Here is a 17,196-nt window from a genome sequence, read left to right as displayed (position 1 = left end):
CTGTCGTTCAATATAAGAGAATAATAATCTCATATGGGAAACACTTCACCTTCCACCTCCTCGCCGGCGCCGGCCGATGGCCACATCGACGCGCTCATCGCCACGCGGCTGCTGGCGCTGCGGCAAGCGCAGGGGCTCAGCCTCGCGGACCTGGCCGGGTTGTCGGGCGTGAGCAAGGCGATGATCTCCAAGGTCGAGCGCGCGCAGAGCAGCCCCACCGCCGTGCTGCTGGGCAAGCTGGCCGCCGGCCTCGGGGTCTCGCTGGCGCAGCTTCTCACCGAGGACAAGGCGCAGCCGCAACGGCTGCGCAAACGGGCTGCGCAGGAGGTCTGGCGCGACCCCGAGGCAGGCTACCTGCGCCGCCAGGTCGCCGAGCGCGGCGCGGGCAGCGGCGTGGAGCTGGTCGAGGTCGAACTGCCGCGCGCCGCGCAGGTCGGCTATCCGCGATGGAGCGGCACGCCGTACCGGCAGAGCCTGTGGATGCTCGAGGGCGCACTGCAGGTCGACTACGGCGACGAGCGCTTCGAGCTCACCCCGGGCGACTGCCTCGACTTCGGCGTCGACCGGCCGCTGGTCTTCAAGGCGCTGGGGGCCACCGCCTGCCGCTACCTGCTGGTCGCCGTTCCCGATTGATTGAACGATTGCCTGACCGATGCGGTAGGCAAGCTCCCACACGCAGAGACGACTCAGGCCGGTCCGGGCCACGGGGTGCGTCGGGATACTGCAAGGCATCTCAGCTACCGGAGCCGCACGATGTCCTTTGCGCTTTACATGATCGGCTTTCTGATCTTCCTGGCCGGGGTCGCCTGGGGCGCCTCGGTGGCCGGCGTGCCCACGCTCTACATCGGCATCGGCGCGCTGATCCTGCTGGGCATCGGCGTCTTCAGCGCCGTGGCCCGCACGCGCAGCAAAGACCCGTCCTGAACGAGCCTGATCGCTTCACAGATCAGTTCACACAGGCTTCACGCCCGGCGCACATGGCGTCGCTAACTTCGCAGGCGCACCACACCCCGTGGTGCGCTTTGCAAGTCAGCCTCCCATGCACGCCTCTTCTTCCTGTCTCTTTTCTCCCCACGCGCCTTCCTCGTCGGTCGCGCCCTGCCCCGCGCCGGCCTTCGTGAGCGACCCGGGAACGGCCTGCACCCAGGTCGACCTGCTCGTCATCGGCGCGAGCTTTGCCGGGCTGGCCTGCGCCCGCGCCGCCGCCAAGGCCGGCCTGCGCGTGATGGTGCTCGAGAAGAAGGCCGCCGCCGGCGCCAAGCTGCACACCACCGGGATCATCGTCAAGGACGCGGTCGACAGCGTGCCGTGGCTGGCCGACGTGCCGCCCGCGCTGGTGCGCCGCATCGAGGGCGTGCGGCTGTACGCGCCCGACATGCACCACGTCGACCTGCACGCGCCCGGCTACTGGTTCTGGGCCACCGACGCACCCGCGCTGCTCGACTGGATGGTGGAGTCCACCCGGGCCTGCGGCGTCGAGGTGCGGCTGGGCACGCTGTTCGAGCAGGCGCTGTGGGCGAACGGCCGCTGGGAGGTGCCGGTGGCGCAGGGCCCGTGCATCCGCGCGACCTACCTCGTGGGCGCCGACGGCCCGCACTCGCGCGTCGCCAAGGCGCTGGGCCTGTCGCGCAACACGCGCTTTCTCTACGGCGTGGAGCACGAGTACCAGGGCGCGCGCATGGCGCCCGACCTGCTGCATTGCTTCATCGATCGCCGGCTCGCGCCGGGCTACATCGGCTGGGCGCTCGACGGCGTCGGCGTGAGCCAGATCGGCCTGGCGCGCCGCATGGGCCGCCACGACACGGGCGCGCTGCGGCTCGATCCGCTCTTGCGCAAGATCGCCGCCGTGGTGTCGCCCGGCGAGGCGCCGCCGGTCGCCGTGCGCGCCGGGATGATCCCCTGCGGCGGCGTGCTGCCGGTGGTCGCCCGCGAACGGGCGCTGCTGGTGGGCGATGCGGCGGGCATGGTGTCGCCCGTGACGGCCGGCGGCATCCACACGGCGCTGCAGCACGGCGAGCGCGCCGGCGAGGCCGTGGCGCGCTTCGTGCGCGGCGAGGCGGACGACCCCGCGACGTGGTTCGTGCGCGGCTACCCGCGCTTCCTGATGAAGCGCACGCTGCGCTGGGCCTTCGACCACTTCCAGAGCGACTGGATGTTCAACCGCCTGCTCGGCACGGCGCCGATGCGGCGTGCGGCGGAGCTGGTGTACTTCCACCGCAAGGGCAGCGGGCCGGTGGCCCGCTAGCCTGCCAAGCCAGGCTCAACCGCCGCGCTGGCGCATGGCCTCGTAGAGGCACACGCCGCTGGCCACCGAGACGTTCAGGCTCTCGACCGCGCCGGCCATGGGAATGCTCACCAGCTCGTCGCAAGTCTTGCGCGTGAGCTGGCGCATGCCCTCGCCCTCGGCGCCCAGCACCAGCGCCAGCGCGCGCTTGAAGTCGCTCTGGTAGATCGTGCCCGGCGCGTCGTCGCTGGTGCCCACGCACCAGATGCTGCGTTCCTTGAGCTCGTTGAGCGTGCGCGCGAGGTTGGTCACCATGAAGTACGGCACCGTCTCGGCCGCGCCGCTCGCCACCTTGGCGACGGTGGCGTTGATGCCGGCCGCATGGTCCTTCGGCGCGATCACCGCATGGGCGCCGGCGCCGTCGGCCACGCGCAGGCAGGCGCCAAGGTTGTGCGGGTCGGTCACGCCGTCGAGCACCAGCAGCAGCGGCACGGTGCCGGCCTCCTCGAGGCCCTCGAGCAGTTCGTCGAGCGAGCGGACCTGGGCCACGGGCTCGACCCGCGCGACCACGCCCTGGTGGCCGTGGCTGCCGCTGAGCTTGGACAGCCGCAGGCCGTCGGCCTCGACCAGCCGCACACCGGCTTCTTGCGCACGCGCAATGAACTGTTTCATGCGCGCATCGCGCCGGCTGGCGTCGAACATCACTTCGAGCACCGATTTCGGCGCGGTCTTGATGCGCACGCCCACGGCATGGAAGCCGAAGATCACTTTGGGGGAAGACATTCCCCGATTATCGAGGGCGCGGCGCCCTCGCCCTCAGGCCAGCGGCAAACCGCTGTTCGCGCGGGTGCGTTCGTCGTGCAGTTCCTGCACCACCAGGGCGTTCATGTGCACCTTCAGCGTGTTGCCCACGCTGCCCAGGTACTGGCAGGCGGCATACCCTTCGGCGGCCTTTTCGTAACGTGCCACCCAGGCGTCGCGCGCGGGCAGCCGGTCGGGCGACACGGGCCAAACGCCCGGGCGCGGGCGCAGGTGTTCGGCGATGCCCACGCGCCAGGGCTTGGCGCTCAGGCGGGCGCGAAAGCAGTTCTGGTTGCGGCACATGCGCGCGTAGACCTTGTCGGCGCCCAGCGTCTGGAACACGTCGGTCACGGCGGCGTCGGACGGTGCGAAGACATCGTGCATGGCCAGCACGCGCAGCCCGGCCGGCGTGCGGTACAGCCGAAGGTGCCAGTCGGGATGCTGGTGAATGAAGCGCTCGACACGCGCTCGCGCGCCCGCCAGCGGATCGCTCTTGTCCTCGGTGAGGCGCAGCCCCTCGTAGCGGGCGCGCCAGAAGCCGAAGGCCGCCACCAGAATGAACGCGACCACTCCGGCCATCGCCGAACGCGTGCCGTAACCCGCAACCAGCGCCCCAATGAACGCCATGCCGATCACCGTCAATCCGCGCGTGCTGTCGCGCAAATCCTGGACCTCGAAGTCGACGTCGACGAACAGCACGTCGGGCGTGTTGAGGCAGCGCGCGCCGTAGCCGTTGCGGGTGACGATGCTGTCGCCCTGGCGTTCGACGATCTCCTCGCGGATCGGCACGCCATTGGCGCCGTTGTAGGCCAGCTTGCGTTCGCGACGCTCCAGCTTTTCGCCGTCGACCACGATGCGGTCATAGGCCTCGCGCGTGCGCTGGTCGGCATGGGCCTGCGCGGCGAGCGGGCTATCGTCGGACCAGCCGAAGCGGCGCACCGTGACATGCCGGCCGGCCACCCGCTCCTGGATACGGCCTTCGGCCCAGAACTGGGGAACGATCACGGCCTCAGGCGCCCTTGAAATACGACCACGCCGCGGCCGCGATCAGCAGCACGACGATCACCGGCAGCCACCTGAAGCCGCCGCCCGTCACCCGGCCCGGTTCGGCCATCGGGTTCGCCGCCGGGCTCGACGGCAGGTGCCCGAAGTCGCCGGCGGCCGGGTTCTGGTGCGCCTCGACCAGCTGCTTGGCCTCGGCCAGGCCCAGGCCGGTGGCCTCGCGCGTGAGGCGCACGGCTTCGACCTTCTGGCCCCGCGCCAGGGCCGCGAGCGCGGCGGCCGGCACCGCGGCGGGGCCGTTGCCCTGCATGCCGCTGCCGGTCTCGGCCGCAGCCTCGCCCCGGCCCCAGTCGCCTTCCTGCCAGTCGGCCGGCGCGCTGGTTGCGACTGCGCCACTGTGGGCATAGCGCTCGACGGCTTCCTTGGACGACTTGAGGTCCATGCCGGTGCGGTCGCGCACGATCTTGATGGCCTCGATCAGGTTGCCGCGCTCCAGCGCGGCGATGGCTTCGGGGGGAAGCTGGGTCATGAACTCTCCTCTGTGTTCAGGGGAGCGCCGCGGGAGCCGGGCGCTGTCTTTTTTGCTGGCTCAGGCGGCCTGAGCGACGGTCGATTCGGGTGTTTTTTCGTTGAGCGCCACGCGCCCGGCTTCGATGGTGATGCGCCGTTCGCACTGCGAGGCGATGCTGCGGTCGTGCGTGACCAGCACCAGCGTGGTTCCCAACTCGCGGTTCAGGTCGAACATGAGCTTCATGACCTGCTCGCCGGTGGCGAAGTCGAGGCTGCCGGTGGGCTCGTCGGCCAGCAGCAGGGCCGGCTGGACCACGAAGGCCCGCGCCAGCGCCACGCGCTGCTGCTCGCCGCCCGACAGCACCTTGGGGTAGTGGCCCAGGCGCTGGCCCAGCCCGACGCGGCCCAGCATCTCGGTGGCGGCCTTGCGCGCGTCCTTGCGGTTGGCCAGCTCCAGCGGCAGCATGACGTTCTCAAGCGCGCTCAGGTTGCCCAGGAGCTGGAAGCTCTGGAACACGAAGCCCACGCGCTGGGCACGCAGCGCGGCGCGCTCGTCCTCGTCGATGGCGAAGATGTCGTCGCCCGCCAGCTTCACGGTGCCGCGCGTGGGCGTGTCCAGCCCGGCAATGATCGACAGCAAGGTGCTCTTGCCAGAGCCCGAGGCGCCGACGATGGCGGCGGTTTCCCGCGCGCCCAGGGTGAAATGGATGTCCTGCAGAATGTCCAGCGTGCCGGCCGAGTCGGTGACGGACTTGAAGACATGCTCGACGGCGACAATGGCATCAGACGGGGGTTGGGACATGAAAGGCTTTTCGTTTTGAATCGACGTGACTTTATCTTGACCACCGCCGCGCTCGGCAGCGCGGGGGCATGGACGGCTGCGGCAGCCCAGGCACAGACGGCATCGGCCGGCAAGCCGGTGATCCTGGTGCTCGGTGATTCGCTGAGCGCAGAGTACGGCCTCAAGCGCGGCGAAGGCTGGGTACCCTTGCTGGAAAAAAGGCTTGCGCAGCAGAAGATCGCAGCCTCGGTGGTCAACGCCAGCATCAGCGGCGATACCAGCTCCGGCGGTCGCGCCCGCTTCCCCGCCCTGCTGGTGCAGCACAAGCCCAGCCACGTGGTGCTGGAGCTGGGCGCCAACGACGCCCTGCGCGGCCTGCCGCTGTCGAACACCGAAGACAACCTGCTGCAGATCACCAAGGCCGCGCAGGCCGCCGGCGCGCGGGTGCTGATCGTCGGCATCCAGGTGCCGCCCAACTACGGCGGCGACTACACGCGGCGCTTCGAGGCCGTGTTCGCGAAGGTGGCAGGCGCGACCAAGTCGGCGCTGGTGCCGTTCCTGCTCAAGGGCGTGGCCGATGCGCCCGACGCCATGACGCTGTTCCAGTCCGACCGCATCCACCCGACCGCCGCGGCACAGCCGCAGATCCTGGACAACGTCTGGCCGGAGCTGCGCAAGCTGCTGCCCAAGTAGCCTCGCCTCCTTGCGCGCGCCCCAAAGAAAAAGCCGCCGCAGGCCTGCGCCTGCAGCGGCTTTTCTGTTTTCAGGGGTGCCAGGAACGAGGGGTCATCCGTTCTTGGTCGGCAACTCGGGCGCCGTGGGGGGATCGCGTTCGAGCGATGCCACGTCGGTCTCCGGGTCTCCGGGGGCCAGCCCGTCGCTGCTCGGATTGAGCTTGCGGTTCGCCTTCTCCCGGAGCTTTTCTTCCTTCTTTTTCTTCTTGGCCAGCTCTTTCTGGCGCTTCTCGTAGCCGTAATTGGGTGTTGCCACTGCTTCTCCTTCAGGCGAGGCAGTCAGGGTGACTGCGCTTCAGCCTACTGTAAGCGATAACGGTGCAGTCTCAAGACGCGGCGCCGGCGGCCGTTTCGAACTCGAACACACCTTGCAAACCCGGGTAACGCTGGTGCATGAACCAGCCCATGGCCCCCCGCGCCGGCCGCCACCGATGAGGAGTCGCGTGCCGCGCAGGTCGGACACGCCTTCCAGAAGGCCGGACTGCGCGAGCGCCTCCAGCACCTGCGCGGGCACGGCCAGCACCCGTGACGCGGGCGGCACCGCATCGCGCGCAGCCGGCGGCGCGACGCGCTGGCTCTCGCGGTGTTTCCTGCCCACTGCGCGCAACAGCGCCTACATCTGCAGCAAGGCCTGCTGCAGGTCGGCACGCAGGTCGTCCACGTCCTCCAGGCCGACCGAAAAACGCACCAGCGTGCCCTTGTAGGGCCAGCGGGCGACGCTGGCGTCGCGCATCAGGCCGATGTCGTAGGGCACGACGAGGCTGATCGGGCCGCCCCACGAATAGCCGAGGCGGAAGAGCTTCAGGCTGTCGCAGAAGCGATCGACCTGCTCGGTGCTGAAGCGCTCGTCGAACACCACCGAGAACAGGCCCGCGGCCAGGTCGGTGGCACCGCACAGCGCGCGCCAGTTGGCGTGGCCCGGCGAATCCTCGAGCGCGGGATGCAGCACCTGCGCGATCTCTTCGCAGCCGTTGAGCCAGCCGGCCAGCTCGCGCGCCGCGCGGTCGTGCGCGGCGTAGCGCAGCGCCATGCTCGGCAGCGAGCGCAGCAGGGTTTCGACGTCGCCCACGCCGATGCCGAAGCCGGTGCGCATGTGGGTGAGCTTGAGCGCGCGGTGCAGCCGCTCGTCGCGCGTGACGACGCTGCCCATGAGCACGTCGCCGCCGCCGCTGGGGTACTTGGTGAGCGCGTGCACCGACACGTCGACGCCCTGCCCCGTGCCGTTGAAATCGAAGGGCGCGAAGGCCAGGCCCGCGCCCCAGGTGTTGTCCAGCGCGGTCATCACGCCGCGCTCGCGGCAGACCTCGGCCAGCGCCGGCAGGTTGGGGAATTCCATCGTCACCGAGCCGGCCGCTTCGAGCCACACCAGCCGCGTGCGGTGCGAGAGCTTGGCTTCTAGGTCGGACGGATTCATCGCGTCGTACAGGCGGTGCGTGATGCCGAAATTGGCGAGCTCGCCCGTGGCCAACGCCTTGGTGGGGCCGTAGGCGTTGTCGGGAATCAGCACTTCGTCGCCGGTCTTGAGGAACGCGAACGAAACCAGCGAGATCGCGGCCAGCCCGCTGGGCACCAGCAGGCATTCGGTGCCGCCCTCGAGCGTGGCCAGGCGTTCTTCGAGCGTGAAGGTGGTGGGCGTGCCGTGCAGGCCGTAGGTGTAGCCGGCCTTGGTCTTCCAGTCGCGCGCGCGCATGGCGGCGACGTCGGCGAAGAACACGGTCGAGGCCTTGAACACGCCGGGCTGCGGCGCAGCGAAGGTGGCCGGCGGCGTGTAGGGATGGTGGATCAGGGTCGTGGAAGGCTTGCTCATGTGCTGATGCTAGCGCCCCGCGAGGAACCCTCGACGGCCGTGACATTCTCCGTTCGATGTCGACGGCCTTGGCCGGATCGCACGCGCATTGCGGATAGAGTTGCCCCTCCGAAAATAAAGGGAGGATTTTCTCGATGCGTCATCTGCTCATCACCATCACGGCCGCTGCGGCCCTGTCCGCCTGCGGCGGCATGAAGAACCTGGATTCGAACGCGCTCGCGGGCGCCGGCGGCAGCGCCTTCAAGGCTATGTCGCTCACCGACGGCGACGTGCAGGCCCTGGCCAACCAGTCTTGCGCCGAGCTCGACAAGAGCTCCAAGGTCGCGGGCCCCGCCGATGCCTACAGCAAGCGCCTGGAGCGCGTGCGCCAGGGCCTGCCCACCACCATCGGTGGCCAGCCTGCCAGCTACAAGGTCTACCTCACGAAGGACGTGAACGCCTGGGCCATGGGCAACGGCTGCATCCGCGTCTACAGCGGCCTCATGGACCTCATGAACGACGACGAGCTGCGCGGCATCATCGGCCACGAGATCGGCCACGTCGCCCTGGGCCACAGCAAGAAGGCCATGCAGACCGCCTACGCGGTGTCGGCAGCGCGCGGCCTGGCCGGCGCCACCGGCAATGCGGCGATCACGCAGCTGTCGTCCTCGCAGATCGGCGACTTCGCCGAGAAGCTGGTCAACGCGCAGTTCTCGCAGTCGCAGGAAACCGACTCGGACAACTACGCCTTCGACCTGCTGACCACGCAGAAGCTCAAGCGCGAAGGCCTCGTCACCGCGTTCCAGAAGCTGGCCAAGCTCGACGGCGGCAAGAGCTCGATGCTCAGTTCGCACCCGGCCTCCGGCGACCGCGCGGCCAACATCCAGAAGCGCCTCGCAACGAGCAAGTAAGCAGCCTGGGCCCGGGCGGCTGCTCGGCGCACAATGCGCCGATGCTCACCCGCCCGCCCTTGCCGGGGCCCGCCGCGCCATGCAGCTGACGCGGCCCCCGTCCCCTCATCTGCGGCCCTTCCTGCGGCTGCTGTGGGCCTCGGCGCCCGACGGCACACCCGACACACGCACCGGCGCCCGCGAGCACGTGCTGCCCACGGGCGGCATGCACCTGGTGTTCCGGCTTTCGGGGCCGCCGCTGCGGCTCTTCGACGACACGCGCGACCTGCGCGGCCACACGGTCGGCCACGCCATCGTCGGCGGTGCGCGCGCTGCTTTCTACCTGCGCGATGTGTCGGTGGCCACACGCTCGGTCGGCGCGCAATTGCACCCCGGTGCGGCCCGGCTGCTGCTCGGCGCACCTGAAGGCGCCCTGAGCGGGCGCCACACGCCGCTCGACGCGCTGTGGGGCGAGCGGCAGACCGCCGACGCGCTCGAACAGCTGCATGCATCGTCCGACGACCCGGCCCGGCAGCTGAACGTGTTCGAGGCCTTGCTGACCCGGCGTCTGGCCGCCGCTACCCTGCCCCGCACCAGCCCGCGCGGCCTGCACCCGGCCGTGGCCGCCTCGCTGGGGCAGATGAAGCGCGACACGCCCGCGTCGATCGCCACGCTGGTGGCGCGCAGCGGCTACAGCCACCGGCGCTTCATCGCGCTGTTCCGCGCGGCGGTCGGGCTCGCGCCCAAGGAATACGCCCGCGTGATGCGCTTCGACCGCGTGCTGGCGCTGGCCGCCGACGATCCCGCGCGCGCCTGGGCCGACATCGCGCTCGCCGCGGGCTACAGCGACCAGGCGCATCTGAGCCGCGAGTTCTCGGCGCTGGCCGGCCTGTCGCCGCAGGCCTGGCGGCAGACGGGCGCTGCGTCGCCGCGTCACGTGCCGGCTGCCAGTGCGGCAGGTCAAATTCCTTCAAGACGCTAGCGCCGAGGCTGCGCAGAATCGGCGCCACAGTCCCCGTTTCATCACCCGATTCCAGAAAGAAAGGCAGGTCCCGCCATGGCCATCCACGAGCTGTTTCCGTACCTCTGCGTCGACAACGCCGCCGCGGCCGTCGACTTCTATTGCCACGTGTTCGAGGTGAAGGAAATCTTTCGACTGACCGAGCCCAGCGGCCGCATCGGGCACGTCGAGCTGGACTTTCACAACGGCGCGATCCTGATGATCTCGGACGAGTTCGCCGAGTTCAACATCCGCTCGCCCAAGGCGCTTGGCGGCAGCGCGGTCTCGCTGCACCTGCATGTGGACGATGCCGACGCGCTGGTCGCGCGCGCGGTCGCCGCCGGCGCCACGCTGGACATGGCACCGCAGGATCAGTTCTATGGGGAGCGTTCCGGCGTCTTCCGCGACCCCTTCGGTCACCGGTGGAACGTGGGGCACAGCATCGAGAAGCTGACGCCGGAGGAAATGCAGCGGCGCTACACCGCGATGTTCGACACCCCCGGCGGCGGCAGCTGCAGCTGCAGCAGCAGCTGAGCGCGCCGGCCGGTGGTGCCAGGGCCGGTCGTCAGACCGACCACTTCTCGATCAGCTTCTCGGCGCCGAGCGAGTCGTAGCCCTCGAAGGGCTGGTGGATCCACGGGTTGGTGGCCAGGAACTCGACCGAGTAGTCGGGCGTGAAGGTCGACAGTGCCTTGGTCCAGATGACCGCGCTGCGCAGCTCGGTGATCGGCTTGTAGTTGTTGCGCAGCATGTCCATCACGGCGTGCAGCGTGTGGCCCGAATCGGCCAGGTCGTCCACCAGCAGCACCTTGCCGGCGATCTCGCCCTTGGGGGTCGTGATGTAGCGGGCGATGTCGAGATGACCCTGGATCGTGCCGGCGTCGGCGCGGTAGGAGCTGGTCGACATGATCGCCAGCGGCTTGTCGAAGATGCGCGAGAGCACATCGCCCGGGCGCATGCCGCCGCGCGCCAGGCACAGGATGGTGTCGAACTCCCAGCCCGACTGGTGCACCTTGATCGCGAGCTTCTCGATCAGGTTGTGGTACTCGTCGTAGCTGACGTAGAGATGTTTGCCGTCTTCGGTCAACATGGTCTGGTTCGTTCCTGTTCAGTCTGCGAGGTAGGGGTGACGCATCATGATCGTGTGGTCGCGATCAGGGCTCGTGGACACCATGTGGATCGGCACGCCGGTGACCTGCTCGATGCGCTGCAGGTACAGCCGCGCATTGACCGGCAGCTTGTCGTACTGCGTGACGCCCACGGTGCTTTCGGTCCAGCCTTCGAGCGTTTCGTAGATCGGCGTGCAGCGCTCGATCTCGTCCGCGCCCATCGGCAGGATGTCGGTGGTTTCGCCGTCGAGTTCGTAGCCGGTGCACAGCTCGAGCTTCTCGAGGCCGTCGAGCACGTCCAGCTTGGTGATGCACAGGCCCGACAGGCCGTTGACCTGCGCCGAGCGCTTGAGCAGCGCGGCATCGAACCAGCCGCAACGGCGGCTGCGGCCGGTGGTCACGCCCTTTTCGGCGCCCACGGTGCTCATGTGGTAGCCGGGGGTGCCCGGCGTGGCCCAGTCGAGCTCGGTGGGGAACGGACCGCCGCCCACGCGGGTGCAGTAGGCCTTGGTGATGCCCAGCACGTAGTGCAGCATGCCCGGGCCCACGCCCGAACCGGCGGCGGCGTTGCCGGCCACGCAGTTGCTCGAGGTGACGTACGGGTAGGTGCCGTGGTCGACGTCGAGCAGCGTGCCTTGCGCGCCTTCGAACAGCAGGTTGGCGCCGGCCTTGTGGGCGTCGTTCAGCTCGCGCGACACGTCGGCCATCATCGGCTTGAGCAGCACGGCGTGGCGCATGGCTTCGTCGAACACGGTGTCGTAGTCGATGGCGGGCGCACCCAGCACCTGCGTGAGCACGTGGTTGTGCAGTTCGAGCAGCACGCGCAGCTTGGCGGCGAAGCGCTCGGGGTGCTTCAGGTCCTGCACGCGCAGCGCGCGGCGGGCGATCTTGTCTTCGTAGGCCGGACCGATGCCGCGGCCGGTGGTGCCGATCTTCTCGATGCCACCCTTTTCGCGGTAGGCCTCGCGCGCGATGTCCAGCGCGGCGTGGAACGGCAGGATCAGCGGGCAGGCTTCGCTGATGCGCAGGCGCGAACGCACTTCGACGCCGGCTTTCTCCAGGCCTTCGATTTCCTCGAACAGCTTGGCCGCCGACAGCACCACGCCGTTGCCGATGTAGCACTTGACGCCGGGCCGCATGATGCCGCTCGGGATCAGGTGCAGCGCCGTCTTCACGCCGTTGATGACCAGCGTGTGGCCCGCGTTGTGGCCGCCCTGGAAACGGACCACGCCCTGGGCGCTTTCCGTCAGCCAGTCAACCAGCTTGCCCTTGCCTTCGTCGCCCCACTGGGTCCCGACGACGACCACGTTTCTTCCGGTGGTTACGCTCATGCTCGTTCCATTGCTTAAAAATTCAGATCGCTCGGACACTCCATTGGCCGGCCTGCTCGACGAGCTCGCGGTCGCAATGGAATTCATCGATTTCGCTGCCATGTCCGGGCAGCACGCAGACAACCGTTTCGCCGGCCTTGCGCAGTTGGGCGATGGCCTCGCGCAGGCCGACCGCGTCGCTCCAAGGCGCACGGATGGCGGCGCGCAGCGGACGGGCCGGCAGCACGCCGACGAGTTCGCGCACATCGAGGCTGAAGCCGACGGCCGGACGGTTGCGGCCGAACACGGCGCCCACCTCGTCGTAGCGGCCACCGCGCACCAGCGAGTCGGCCGCGCCCGGCACGTAGATGCCGAAACGCATGCCGCTGTAGTAGGCGTAGCCACGCAGGTCGGCCAGGTCGAAGCTGATCTGGCGCCCTGCGGTGCCGTTCAGGCCGGCGGCCAGCTGCTTCAGGTCGGCCAGCGCCGCGGCCACGGTGGGCGTGCCCTTCAGGGCCTTGGCGGCCTCGCCGAGCACGGCCACATCGCCGTACAGGCCCACGAGGGCGCGCAGGCCGTCGCGTGACGCAGCGGGGAAATCCTTGGTGAGCGCCTGCAGCTCGCTCGCGTCCTTGGCGGCCAGCGCGGCGTGCACGCGGGCGATCGCGGCGGCATCGACCGGCACGCCGGCGAACAGCGCGCGCACGATGCGGGCGTCGGCCAGGTCGACGATCACGCCGTCGCGCAGGCCGGCGGCGTCGAGGCAGTCGAGCGCCAGCAGCAGGGTTTCGGTGTCGGCTTCGAGGCCGGCGTGGCCGTAGATCTCGGCGCCGAACTGCAGCGGCTCGCGGGTGGCGTGCGGGCGGTCGGGCCGGGTGTGGACCACCGGACCGCAGTAGCACAGGCGCGCCACGCCGTCGCGGTTCAGCAGGTGGGCATCGATGCGCGCCACCTGGGGGGTGGTGTCGGCGCGCAGGCCCATGCTGCGACCGGAAAGCTGGTCGACGAGCTTGAAGGTTTGGAGGTCGAGCGCTTCGCCGGTGCCCGAAAGCAGCGACTCCAGGTGCTCGAGCAGCGGCGGCATCACCAGCTCGTAGCCATAGCCACGGGCGGTATCGAGCAGCTGGCGTCGAAGTTCTTCGATGTGGCGCGCCTCGGAGGGCAGCACATCGGCAATGTGATCCGGGAGGACCCAGGCGGACATGGGGATCGGGGGCGTGGTTAAACCGGGATTCTACCGGGCCCGAGCTACCCCAGAGCCCAGAGCAGTACCAAACCCAGCAGGATGCTGCAAAGACCGAAGAAACGCAGCTGGCCGTCGCGCAGCTGCAGCAATTGGCTGAAGCCGCGCCGCCACCCGCCCGGCGAGACGAAAGGCAGGATGCCTTCGATCACCAGGACCAGCGCCAACGCGCTCCAGAAGGTGTCGGCGCTCACGGCTCCAGGCAGGACAGCGGAAACGGACGGCCTGTTGTTACTTGCGCGCCGAGCCGGAGCTCTGCATGGCGCGGAAGAAGTCCGAGGACGGATCGAGCACCATCACGTCGCTCTTCTTGTTGAAGCTCTGCTTGTAGGCCTCGAGGCTGCGATAGAACTGGGCGAACTGCGGATCGCGGCCGAAGGCCTCGCTGTAGGTCGCTGCAGCCTGGGCATCGCCCTCGCCCTTGATCTTCTGGGCGTCGCGGTAGGCGTTGGCCACGATCACTTCGCGCTGGCGGTCGGCGTCGGCGCGGATCTTCTCGCCTTCGGCCGTGCCGGTGGAACGCAGCTCGTTGGCCACGCGCTTGCGTTCGGCTTCCATGCGGCGGTAGACCGATTCGGTGATGGCTTCCACGTAGTCGACGCGGGTGATGCGCACGTCGACCACGTCGACGCCCCAGGGCTTGGCGCCCTTCACCACGGCCAGCACTTCACGCTGCACGTCGGCCATCAGGGCCTCGCGGCGCACCGAGATCAGGTCGCGCACGGTGCGCTTGTTGATGTTTTCCTGGAAGGCGTTGCGCACCACGCGGTTCAGCTGCATGGCGCCCGCGTTCTCGTCGAGGCCGACGTTGCGGATGTAGGCCTGCGGGTCGGAGATGCGCCAGCGCACGTACCAGTCGATCACCACGCGCTGCTTTTCAGCGGTGAGCATGGGCTCGGTGTCCAGGCTCGAGAGCGTCAGCAGGCGCTTGTCGATGTACGACACGTTCTGGAACGGCGGCGGCAGCTTGAAGTTGAGGCCGGGCTCGGTGATGACCTGCTTGATCTGGCCGAGGGCATAGACCACGCCGAACTGGCGCTGGTCGACCACGAAGAGGGTCGAGCTCAGCAGCACGAGCAGGACGAGGACCGAGGTGGCGATGAAACCGATTCTGTTCATGTTGTTCCGGGCCTTTCTCAGCGCACGTCGCGGTCACGCGAACGGCCGTCACGGGCGCGCACGTCGGTGGTGGCGGGCGCCACCGGGATCACCGACGACTGGGTCGGTGCGGTGCCGGCCACGCTGGGGCTGGCGGCGTCCACGGGCGTGGCTGTGTTGCCGCCGCCTTGCTGCATCAGCTTGTCGAGCGGCAGGTACAGCAGGTTGGATCCCTGCTTGCTGTCGACCAGCACCTTGGTCGTGCTGGCGTAGATCTGCTGCATGGCGTCGGTGTACATGCGGTCGCGCGTCACCTGCGGCGCCTTCTGGTACTCGGTCAGCACCGAGCTGAAGCGACCTGCGTCACCTTGTGCCTGCGCCACGATGCGGGCCTTGTAGGCCTCGGACTCTTCCTTCAGGCGCGACGAGGTACCGGTGGCCAGCGGCACGACGTTGTTGGCGTAGGCCTCGGCGTCGTTCTTGGCGCGTTCGCGTTCCTGGCCGGCCTTGAGCACGTCGTCGAAGGCGGCCTGCACCTGCTCGGGCGGACGCACGCCGCCCTGCTGCAGGTTGATGCCGACGACTTCGACGCCGACCTTGTAGCGGTCGAGGATGGTCTGCATCAGTGCGCGCACGCGGGGCGCGATCTGGTCGCGCTCTTCGGCGAGCGCCGCATCCATCTTCATCTTGCCGACCACTTCGCGCACGGAGCTTTCGGCCACCTGCACGATGGTTTCAGCGGGCGACTTGCTCTCGTAGAGCCAGGCGCGCGCATCGCTCAGGCGGTACTGCACGGCGAACTTGATTTCGACGATGTTCTCGTCTTCGGTCAGCATGGCCGATTCGCGCAGGCCGGTGGAGCGCACGATGGCGTCGCGGCCCACGTCGGTGGAACGGATCTGCGTGGTCACCACCACTTCGTGGCGTTGAATGGGGTACGGCAGGCGCCAGTTGAAGCCTGCGTTCACCGTCGACTTGTAGCGACCGAATTGCGTCACCACGGCCTGCTGGCCTTCGTTCACGATGAAGAAGCCGGTGCCGAGCCAGATCAGGACCGCCACGGCGGCCACGAGGCCGATGCCGAAGCCGGCGTTCTTCATGTCGGGCTTGTAGCCGTTGCCGCCACCGCCGCCGGTACCGTTGGGGCGATTGCCGCCGCCCTTGCCGCCGCCGAAGAAACCGCCGAGCTTGCGATTGAGGTCGCGCCAGAGTTCGTCGAGGTCGGGCGGGCCCTGGTTCGGGCCCTGGCCGCGCGGGCGATTGCCGTTGCCGTTGTTGTTCTGGTTGCCGCTCGAAGGCGGCGGGATCGGGGCGCCGGGGGGATCGGCATCGGGCGGCCGGTTGCCGGCCGGGCGGTCGCCGTTGGAGGACGGCTCGTCGCCGCGCCCCCATCGGCCATCGTTCAGGTTGAACATGCCCAGAAACCCTCTCCGCGCTGGCTTTGCATTCATTCGCTTCGTTCTCGTGTCAGTGGCGGGATTGTGCCCAATCAAGGGGCCGCATCGTGCAATTCAGCGTCCGCCTCAGGGGTCATCGTATCGGCGACGGAACCCGATTGCCGGGCCAGCTCGGCCCGCAGCAACGGCAGGCCTTCGCCGGTCCTGGCGCTGAGGAAGATGCGGGGAACCTGCACGCCGTCGATTTCCATCTCGTCCTGCAGATGCAGCGGATGTTGCGCGCTTTCAAGGGCGTCGAGCTTGTTGAACACCAGCAGCTGCGGCACGTCGCCTGCGCCGATGTCCTGCAGCACCGACTGGACCTCGGCCATCTGCTCGGGATAGTGCGGGTTGGAGGCATCGATCACGTGCAGCAGCAGGTCGGCATCGACCGCCTCCTGCAAGGTGGCCTTGAACGCATCGACCAAGCCGTGCGGCAGGTCGCGGATGAAGCCCACGGTGTCGGAGATCGACACCTGCCGCCGCGCATCGCCCAGGTAGAGGTTGCGCGTGGTGGTGTCGAGCGTGGCGAACAGCTGGTCGGCCGCATAGGCGCGCGCCTTGACCATCGCATTGAAGATCGACGACTTGCCCGCGTTGGTGTAGCCGACGAGCGAGATGTTGAAGGTCTCGCGGCGCTCGCGCTGGCGGCGCTGCGTGCTGCGCTGCTTCTGCACCTTGGCCAGGCGTTCGCGCGTGCGCTTGATCGACTCGTTGATCATGCGGCGGTCGAGTTCGATCTGCTTTTCGCCGGGGCCGCCGCGCACACCTGCGCCGCCGGTCTGGCGCTCCAGGTGGGACCAGCGACGGACCAGCCGCGTGCTCAGGTACTGTAGGCGAGCCAGCTCGACCTGCAGCTTGCCTTCGTGCGAGCGGGCACGCTGGGCGAAGATCTCGAGGATGAGGAAGGTGCGGTCATACACCGCGACATCGAGCTGGCGTTCGAGGTTGCGCTGCTGCGCAGGACTCAGGGACTGGTCGAAGATGACCTCGCTCGCCCGGTGCATGGCGGCGAGCTCCTTGATCTCTTCGGCCTTGCCGCTGCCGACGAACAGCGCCGCGTCGGGCGCCTTGCGCTTGCAGGCCAGGCGGGCAACGGGCGTCAGGCCCGCGGTTTGTGCAAGCAGGCCGAGTTCTTCGAGCTCGCTGTCGAAATGGGGCAGCCCGAAATCGACACCGACGAGAACGGCGGCGCCTTCCTGGCGGGGGATCGAATCAGACAAGCGGAATCAGATATGGAAAAAGCGCGGCGGGGTTGCCGCCGCGCTCCGC

At 68.8% G+C, this 17,196-nt stretch carries 20 protein-coding genes; 7 read left to right on the top strand and 13 right to left on the bottom strand.

Annotation, left to right across the window (positions count from 1 at the left end):
- Positions 1–33 precede the first annotated feature (33 nt).
- The 3 genes from AC1RGU_RS16600 (at position 34) to AC1RGU_RS16590 (ending at position 2,245) form a co-directional block, all read left to right on the top strand.
- Positions 34–633, top strand: a complete 600-nt coding sequence (locus AC1RGU_RS16600) for a helix-turn-helix domain-containing protein (RefSeq protein WP_492696910.1) — start codon at positions 34–36, stop codon at positions 631–633.
- A gap of 120 nt (positions 634–753) precedes the next feature.
- The gene (locus tag AC1RGU_RS16595; protein WP_167395039.1) at positions 754–924 is read left to right on the top strand and encodes a hypothetical protein; all 171 of its coding nucleotides are present in this window, start codon (positions 754–756) and stop codon (positions 922–924) included.
- A 115-nt stretch (positions 925–1,039) separates the two neighbouring features.
- On the top strand, positions 1,040–2,245 hold the full coding sequence (locus tag AC1RGU_RS16590) for an NAD(P)/FAD-dependent oxidoreductase (RefSeq protein WP_492696909.1): 1,206 nt from the start codon (positions 1,040–1,042) through the stop codon (positions 2,243–2,245).
- A gap of 15 nt (positions 2,246–2,260) precedes the next feature.
- On the opposite strand, the gene rlmB is transcribed toward AC1RGU_RS16590, so the two are convergent.
- From rlmB to AC1RGU_RS16570, 4 genes are read right to left on the bottom strand one after another with little or no spacing between them, the layout of a single operon-like run.
- Complete coding sequence (rlmB, locus tag AC1RGU_RS16585; RefSeq protein WP_492696908.1) at positions 2,261–3,007, bottom strand: 23S rRNA (guanosine(2251)-2'-O)-methyltransferase RlmB; 747 nt, start codon at positions 3,005–3,007, stop codon at positions 2,261–2,263.
- Between the two features lie 33 nt (positions 3,008–3,040).
- Positions 3,041–4,030: a hypothetical protein gene (locus AC1RGU_RS16580; RefSeq protein ID WP_492696907.1), complete on the bottom strand. Its 990-nt coding sequence runs from the start codon at positions 4,028–4,030 to the stop codon at positions 3,041–3,043.
- A 4-nt stretch (positions 4,031–4,034) separates the two neighbouring features.
- Positions 4,035–4,556, bottom strand: coding sequence for a ribosomal protein L7/L12 (locus tag AC1RGU_RS16575; protein ID WP_492696906.1), 522 nt, complete (start codon positions 4,554–4,556; stop codon positions 4,035–4,037).
- 60 nt (positions 4,557–4,616) lie between these two features.
- Positions 4,617–5,339: an ABC transporter ATP-binding protein gene (locus AC1RGU_RS16570; RefSeq protein ID WP_062480734.1), complete on the bottom strand. Its 723-nt coding sequence runs from the start codon at positions 5,337–5,339 to the stop codon at positions 4,617–4,619.
- A 36-nt stretch (positions 5,340–5,375) separates the two neighbouring features.
- Here AC1RGU_RS16570 and AC1RGU_RS16565 point away from each other — a divergent pair, with 36 nt between their 5' ends.
- On the top strand, positions 5,376–6,011 hold the full coding sequence (locus AC1RGU_RS16565) for an arylesterase (RefSeq protein WP_492696905.1): 636 nt from the start codon (positions 5,376–5,378) through the stop codon (positions 6,009–6,011).
- Positions 6,012–6,104: 93 nt separating this feature from the next.
- Here AC1RGU_RS16565 and AC1RGU_RS16560 read toward each other — a convergent pair whose 3' ends face one another.
- Both AC1RGU_RS16560 and AC1RGU_RS16555 read right to left on the bottom strand, forming a co-directional pair.
- A complete protein-coding gene (locus AC1RGU_RS16560) occupies positions 6,105–6,308 on the bottom strand; it encodes a hypothetical protein (RefSeq protein ID WP_062480739.1) in 204 nt (67 codons plus the stop codon).
- A gap of 357 nt (positions 6,309–6,665) precedes the next feature.
- On the bottom strand, positions 6,666–7,859 hold the full coding sequence (locus tag AC1RGU_RS16555) for a PLP-dependent transferase (RefSeq protein WP_070060997.1): 1,194 nt from the start codon (positions 7,857–7,859) through the stop codon (positions 6,666–6,668).
- A gap of 134 nt (positions 7,860–7,993) precedes the next feature.
- On the opposite strand from AC1RGU_RS16555, the gene AC1RGU_RS16550 reads away from it, so the two are divergent.
- From AC1RGU_RS16550 to AC1RGU_RS16540, 3 genes are all read left to right on the top strand, one after another.
- A complete protein-coding gene (locus tag AC1RGU_RS16550) occupies positions 7,994–8,749 on the top strand; it encodes a M48 family metallopeptidase (protein ID WP_062480745.1) in 756 nt (251 codons plus the stop codon).
- Positions 8,750–8,828: 79 nt separating this feature from the next.
- Positions 8,829–9,710, top strand: a complete 882-nt coding sequence (locus AC1RGU_RS16545; protein WP_492696904.1) for a helix-turn-helix domain-containing protein — start codon at positions 8,829–8,831, stop codon at positions 9,708–9,710.
- 75 nt (positions 9,711–9,785) lie between these two features.
- On the top strand, positions 9,786–10,262 hold the full coding sequence (locus AC1RGU_RS16540) for a VOC family protein (RefSeq protein ID WP_307693113.1): 477 nt from the start codon (positions 9,786–9,788) through the stop codon (positions 10,260–10,262).
- Between the two features lie 31 nt (positions 10,263–10,293).
- Here AC1RGU_RS16540 and AC1RGU_RS16535 read toward each other — a convergent pair whose 3' ends face one another.
- The 7 genes from AC1RGU_RS16535 to hflX all read right to left on the bottom strand — a co-directional run bounded on the left by AC1RGU_RS16535 (position 10,294) and on the right by hflX (position 17,147).
- Positions 10,294–10,818 carry a phosphoribosyltransferase gene (locus AC1RGU_RS16535; RefSeq protein ID WP_095745645.1) on the bottom strand — a complete coding sequence of 175 codons (525 nt, stop codon included), beginning with the start codon at positions 10,816–10,818 and terminating at the stop codon, positions 10,294–10,296.
- Between the two features lie 18 nt (positions 10,819–10,836).
- Positions 10,837–12,168: an adenylosuccinate synthase gene (locus AC1RGU_RS16530; protein ID WP_095947222.1), complete on the bottom strand. Its 1,332-nt coding sequence runs from the start codon at positions 12,166–12,168 to the stop codon at positions 10,837–10,839.
- Between the two features lie 22 nt (positions 12,169–12,190).
- The gene (locus AC1RGU_RS16525; RefSeq protein WP_492696903.1) at positions 12,191–13,351 is read right to left on the bottom strand and encodes an ATP phosphoribosyltransferase regulatory subunit; all 1,161 of its coding nucleotides are present in this window, start codon (positions 13,349–13,351) and stop codon (positions 12,191–12,193) included.
- A 44-nt stretch (positions 13,352–13,395) separates the two neighbouring features.
- Entirely contained in the window at positions 13,396–13,584 is a 189-nt protein-coding gene (locus AC1RGU_RS16520; RefSeq protein ID WP_492684031.1) for a DUF2065 domain-containing protein, read from the bottom strand.
- Between the two features lie 37 nt (positions 13,585–13,621).
- Positions 13,622–14,509 (bottom strand): protease modulator HflC, encoded by an 888-nt coding sequence (hflC, locus tag AC1RGU_RS16515; RefSeq protein WP_062480758.1) that lies wholly within the window; start codon positions 14,507–14,509, stop codon positions 13,622–13,624.
- Positions 14,510–14,526: 17 nt separating this feature from the next.
- Positions 14,527–15,903: an FtsH protease activity modulator HflK gene (gene hflK, locus AC1RGU_RS16510; RefSeq protein WP_070061003.1), complete on the bottom strand. Its 1,377-nt coding sequence runs from the start codon at positions 15,901–15,903 to the stop codon at positions 14,527–14,529.
- 74 nt (positions 15,904–15,977) lie between these two features.
- On the bottom strand, positions 15,978–17,147 hold the full coding sequence (gene hflX, locus AC1RGU_RS16505) for a GTPase HflX (protein ID WP_095947220.1): 1,170 nt from the start codon (positions 17,145–17,147) through the stop codon (positions 15,978–15,980).
- Positions 17,148–17,196 lie beyond the last annotated feature (49 nt).

This window comes from Variovorax sp. GW823-FHT02B07 (assembly GCF_058797695.1).
This window is presented reverse-complemented; position numbering and strand designations above follow the sequence as displayed.

Excerpts from the sequence above, each read along its gene's own strand:
- AC1RGU_RS16545 (WP_492696904.1), top strand. The coding sequence starts at position 8,829 with ATGCAGCTGACGCGGCCCCCGTCCCCTCATCTGCGGCCCTTCCTGCGG.
- AC1RGU_RS16555 (WP_070060997.1), bottom strand. The coding sequence starts at position 7,859 with ATGAGCAAGCCTTCCACGACCCTGATCCACCATCCCTACACGCCGCCG.
- AC1RGU_RS16525 (WP_492696903.1), bottom strand. The coding sequence starts at position 13,351 with ATGTCCGCCTGGGTCCTCCCGGATCACATTGCCGATGTGCTGCCCTCC.
- AC1RGU_RS16575 (WP_492696906.1), bottom strand. The coding sequence starts at position 4,556 with ATGACCCAGCTTCCCCCCGAAGCCATCGCCGCGCTGGAGCGCGGCAAC.
- AC1RGU_RS16570 (WP_062480734.1), bottom strand. The coding sequence starts at position 5,339 with ATGTCCCAACCCCCGTCTGATGCCATTGTCGCCGTCGAGCATGTCTTC.
- AC1RGU_RS16535 (WP_095745645.1), bottom strand. The coding sequence starts at position 10,818 with ATGTTGACCGAAGACGGCAAACATCTCTACGTCAGCTACGACGAGTAC.
- AC1RGU_RS16540 (WP_307693113.1), top strand. The coding sequence starts at position 9,786 with ATGGCCATCCACGAGCTGTTTCCGTACCTCTGCGTCGACAACGCCGCC.
- AC1RGU_RS16550 (WP_062480745.1), top strand. The coding sequence starts at position 7,994 with ATGCGTCATCTGCTCATCACCATCACGGCCGCTGCGGCCCTGTCCGCC.
- AC1RGU_RS16590 (WP_492696909.1), top strand. The coding sequence starts at position 1,040 with ATGCACGCCTCTTCTTCCTGTCTCTTTTCTCCCCACGCGCCTTCCTCG.
- AC1RGU_RS16600 (WP_492696910.1), top strand. The coding sequence starts at position 34 with ATGGGAAACACTTCACCTTCCACCTCCTCGCCGGCGCCGGCCGATGGC.
- hflC (WP_062480758.1), bottom strand. The coding sequence starts at position 14,509 with ATGAACAGAATCGGTTTCATCGCCACCTCGGTCCTCGTCCTGCTCGTG.
- AC1RGU_RS16595 (WP_167395039.1), top strand. The coding sequence starts at position 754 with ATGTCCTTTGCGCTTTACATGATCGGCTTTCTGATCTTCCTGGCCGGG.
- rlmB (WP_492696908.1), bottom strand. The coding sequence starts at position 3,007 with ATGTCTTCCCCCAAAGTGATCTTCGGCTTCCATGCCGTGGGCGTGCGC.
- hflK (WP_070061003.1), bottom strand. The coding sequence starts at position 15,903 with ATGTTCAACCTGAACGATGGCCGATGGGGGCGCGGCGACGAGCCGTCC.
- AC1RGU_RS16530 (WP_095947222.1), bottom strand. The coding sequence starts at position 12,168 with ATGAGCGTAACCACCGGAAGAAACGTGGTCGTCGTCGGGACCCAGTGG.